The organism is Streptosporangium nanhuense (genome assembly GCF_059358815.1).
In genome coordinates this window covers 1-4,189 of the sequence record NZ_JCADBG010000070.1, presented here as the reverse complement: position 1 = coordinate 4,189, position 4,189 = coordinate 1, and the positions used below count along the sequence as shown (strand labels likewise).

General features: G+C 75.1%; 1 protein-coding gene. It reads left to right on the top strand.

The features are described 5' to 3' along the window. Nucleotides 1-4,189 (top strand): SDR family NAD(P)-dependent oxidoreductase (locus tag AC5L38_RS43890; protein WP_495248760.1); only part of this gene is annotated, 4,189 nt, incomplete at both ends.

The following is a 4,189-nucleotide window of genomic DNA, read 5'->3' as shown; positions in this document are numbered from 1 at the left end:
GTCATCCGCGCCGGGCGGGGGTGTCGTCGTTCGGGATCAGCGGCACCAACGCCCACGTCATCCTGGAGCAGGGACCGGCGGCCCCGCGGGTCGAGGACTCCGCGACGGTGACGCCGGGCGCGGACGTGCTGCCGGTGCTGGTGTCTGCCCGTACGGCCGAGGCGTTGCGGGCGCAGGCCGGACGGCTGGCCTCGCACATGGGGGAGCGCGGTGAGCTGGCGCTGGCCGACACCGCGTTCTCGCTGGCCACGACCCGTCCGGCGTTCGAGCACCGGGCGGTGGTGCTGGCCGCCGATCGCGACGGGGTGCTCGCCGGGCTGGACGCCCTGGCCGAGGACCGGCCGGGCGCGAGCGTGGTGCGCGGCGCGGCGGCGGGCGAGCCGAGGCTGGCGGTGTTGTTCACCGGTCAGGGCAGCCAGCGGGCCGGGATGGGCCGGGAGCTGTACGACCGTTTCCCGGTGTTCGCGAAGGCGCTGGACGCGGTGATCGCCGAGCTGGAGCCGATGCTGGACGGGTCGCTGCGCGAGGTCCTGTTCGCCGAACAGGCGGACGCGCTGGACCGGACCGGGTGGGCGCAGCCCGCGCTGTTCGCGCTGGAGACCGCGCTGTTCCGGCTGGTCTCCTCGTGGGGCATCCGGCCCGACGTGCTGGCCGGGCACTCGGTCGGGGAGATCACCGCCGCCCACGTGGCCGGGGTGCTGTCCCTGACCGACGCGTGCGCCCTGGTGGCGGGCCGGGCGCGGCTGATGCAGGCGCTGCCGCCGGGCGGGGCGATGGTGTCGGTCCGGGCCTCCGAGGAGCGGGTCGCCGAGCTGCTGGCCGGGCACGAGGACCAGGTGTCGATCGCGGCGGTGAACGGTCCCGCCTCGGTGGTGATCTCCGGCGTGGAGGAGCCGGTCCTGGAGATCGCCGCCGCCCTGGAGGAGAGCGAGGTCAGGACGAAGCGGCTGCGGGTGTCGCACGCGTTCCACTCCCCGCTGATGGACCCGATGCTGGAGGACTTCCGCACGCTGGCGAGCAGGCTCACCTACGGCGCGCCGAGGATCCCGATCGTGTCCACCCTGACCGGGGAGGCGGTTACGGCGGAGCAACTGGGCTCGCCGGACTACTGGGTGGACCAGGTGCGCGGCGCGGTCCGCTTCGCCGACGGGGTGTGCACCCTGCATGATCAGGGGGTACGGGCCTACCTGGAGCTCGGCCCCGACGGCGTGCTGACCGCGATGGCCCAGGACACGCTGGCGACGGACCCGGATCAGAGCCCGGACGTGGTGCTGGTGCCCGCGCTGCGCGGCGGCCGGGACGAGCGCGAGGCCGTCACCGAGGCGCTGGCCCGTCTGCACGTGCACGGCGTGCCGGTCGACTGGCGGGCGGTGCTGCCGCGCGGCCGCCGGGTCGACCTGCCCACCTACCCCTTCGAGCACCAGCGGTTCTGGCCCGAGAACGGCGCCCCCGCCAGGGCCGCCGCCGCGGCGGACCCGGTGGACGCGGAGTTCTGGGCCACCATCGAACGCGAGGACCTCCAGTCCCTCGCGGCACGGCTGGACGTGGAGCAGGAGACGCTCGGCTCGGTGCTTCCGGCGCTCACGTCGTGGCGCCGGGCGCGACGCGAGACGTCCGTCGCGGACTCCTGGCGGTACCGCGTCGTCTGGAAGCCGCTGGCCGGCGTCTCGGCCGAGGTCGTGCCGGGCACCTGGCTCGTCGTGGTGCCCGCGGAGCTGGCCGGCGACCTCTGGGTGGAGTCCGCGGTCCAGGTGTTCGGGCCGGCGGCCGTACGGCTGGACGTGTCCGGCCAGGACCGGGCCGCGCTCGCCGAGCTGGTGCGCGAGCACCTCGGCGCCGGCGAGGCGCCCGCCGGGGTGGCCTCGCTGCTGGCGCTGCGTGAGACCGCGGAGCCGGACGTCTCGGACGGCTCGGCGCTGACGACGACCCTGCTGCAGGCGCTGGGCGACGCCGGTGTCGAGGCGCCGCTGTGGTGCGTCACGAGGGGCGCGGTCTCGCTCGGGCGGTCCGACACGGCGCCGATCCCGGCTCAGGCGGGTGTGTGGGGCCTCGGCCGGGTGGCCGCGCTGGAGTACCCGCAGCGCTGGGGCGGCCTGATCGACCTTCCCCGGACGCTGGACCGCCGGGTGGTGACCGGGCTGGCGGGCGTCCTCACCGTGCCCGGCTCAGAGGACCAGGTGGCGATCCGCCCGACCGGCGTCTACGGCCGCAGGCTGGCTCACGCCCCCTACCGGGGCACCGACGCCACGCCGCGACCGCGCGGCACGGTCCTGATCACCGGTGGCACCGGCGCGCTCGGCGCTCACGTGGCCCGGTGGCTGGCCACCCAGGGCGCCGAACACCTCGTACTCATCAGCAGGCGGGGCATGGAGGCCGACGGCGCGGCCGGGCTGCGCGACGAGCTGACCGCGCTGGGCGTCCGGGTGAGCGTCGTGGCGTGCGACGTGGCCGACGCGGACGCGCTCGCGGCCGTGCTGGCCGACATCCCGGCCGAGTGCCCGCTGACCGGGGTGGTCCATGCCGCGGGCATCAGCCCGGCGAACAGCCTGGACGGGCTGGACGCCGCCGAGCTCGCCGAGGTGATGCGGGCGAAGGTCACCGGCGCGCTGAACCTCGACGCGCTGCTGGGCGACCGCGAGCTCGACTTCTTCGTCATGTTCTCCTCGATCGCCGCGGTGTGGGGCAGCGGTGGCCAGGCGGCCTACGCCGCCGCCAACGCCGCCCTCGACGCCCTCGCCGACGGGCGGCGGGCACGCGGGGTCGTGGCGACCTCGGTCGCCTGGGGCCCGTGGGCCGGGGACGGCATGGCCGCCGCCGACGGGGCACAGGACTACCTGTCCAGGCGCGGCGTGCGGGCGATGGCGCCGGGAGCGGCCGTCACCGCGCTGTGGCGGGCGGTCGCGCACCGGGACGCGACGGTGGCCGTCGCGGACATCGCCTGGGAGCAGTTCGCCCTGACGTTCACCGCCGTACGGCAGAGCGCCCTGCTCGGCGATCTGCCCGAGGTGCTGAGCCTGGCCGAGGCGGGACGTGCCGTCAGGGAGGACGAGCAGTCGGCCGTCTCCGCCCTGCGGGCGCGGCTGCGCGAGCTGCCGGCGGGCGAGCGGTCGCAGGTCCTGCGGGGCATGGTCCGCGAGCAGGTGGCCGTCGTGCTGCGGCACTCCGGCGCGGAGGCCGTCGAGGTCGAGCGGGCCTTCAAGGACCTCGGGTTCGACTCGCTGACCGCGGTCGAGCTCCGCAACGCGCTCCGCGCCGCGACCGGCCTGAGCCTGCCGGCGACGATGGTGTTCGACTACCCGACCCCGGCCGTCCTGGCGGACTTCCTGCTGGCCGAGGTGCTGGGCGAGGTGCCGGGCGAGCAGGCGCACGCGGGGACGCCGTCGGCGACGGTGCCGGTGGCGGACGACCCGATCGTGATCGTGTCGATGGCGTGCCGCTACCCGGGCGGGGTGAGCTCTCCGGAGGACCTGTGGCGGCTGGTCGCCGAGAACCAGGACGCCATCACCCCGCTGCCACGGGACCGGGGCTGGCAGACGCGCGGCGAGCTGGACTTCCAGGGTGGATTCATCCGCGACGCGGCCGACTTCGACCCGGGCTTCTTCGGGATCTCTCCGCGTGAGGCGCTGGCGATGGATCCGCAGCAGCGCCTGCTGCTGGAGACCTCCTGGGAGGCGATCGAGCGGGCCGGGATCGACCCGGTCTCGCTGCGCGGCAGCCGCACCGGCGTGTTCGCCGGGGTGATCTACCACGACTACGGGACGAGTGCCGATTTCCCGCCGGACGTGATGACCTTCGTCAGCAACGGCAGCGCCGGGAGCGTCGTCACCGGTCGCGTCGCGTACGCGCTGGGGTTGGAGGGCCCGGCGGTGACGGTGGACACGGCGTGTTCGTCGTCGCTGGTGGCGATGCACATGGCGGCTCAGGCCCTGCGTTCGGGTGAATGCGGCCTGGCCCTGGCCGGCGGCGTGACGGTGATGGCGTCGCCGCTGGTGTTCGTCGATTTCAGCGGTCAGGGCGGGCTGTCGCCTGACGGCCGCTGCAAGGCGTTCTCCGACGCCGCCGACGGCACGACCTGGTCCGAGGGCGTGGGCGTCCTCGTGTTGGAGCGGTTGTCGGACGCGCGGCGCAACGGTCACCAGGTGCTCGCGGTTCTTCGTGGTTCGGCGATCAACCAGGACGGCGCGTCGAA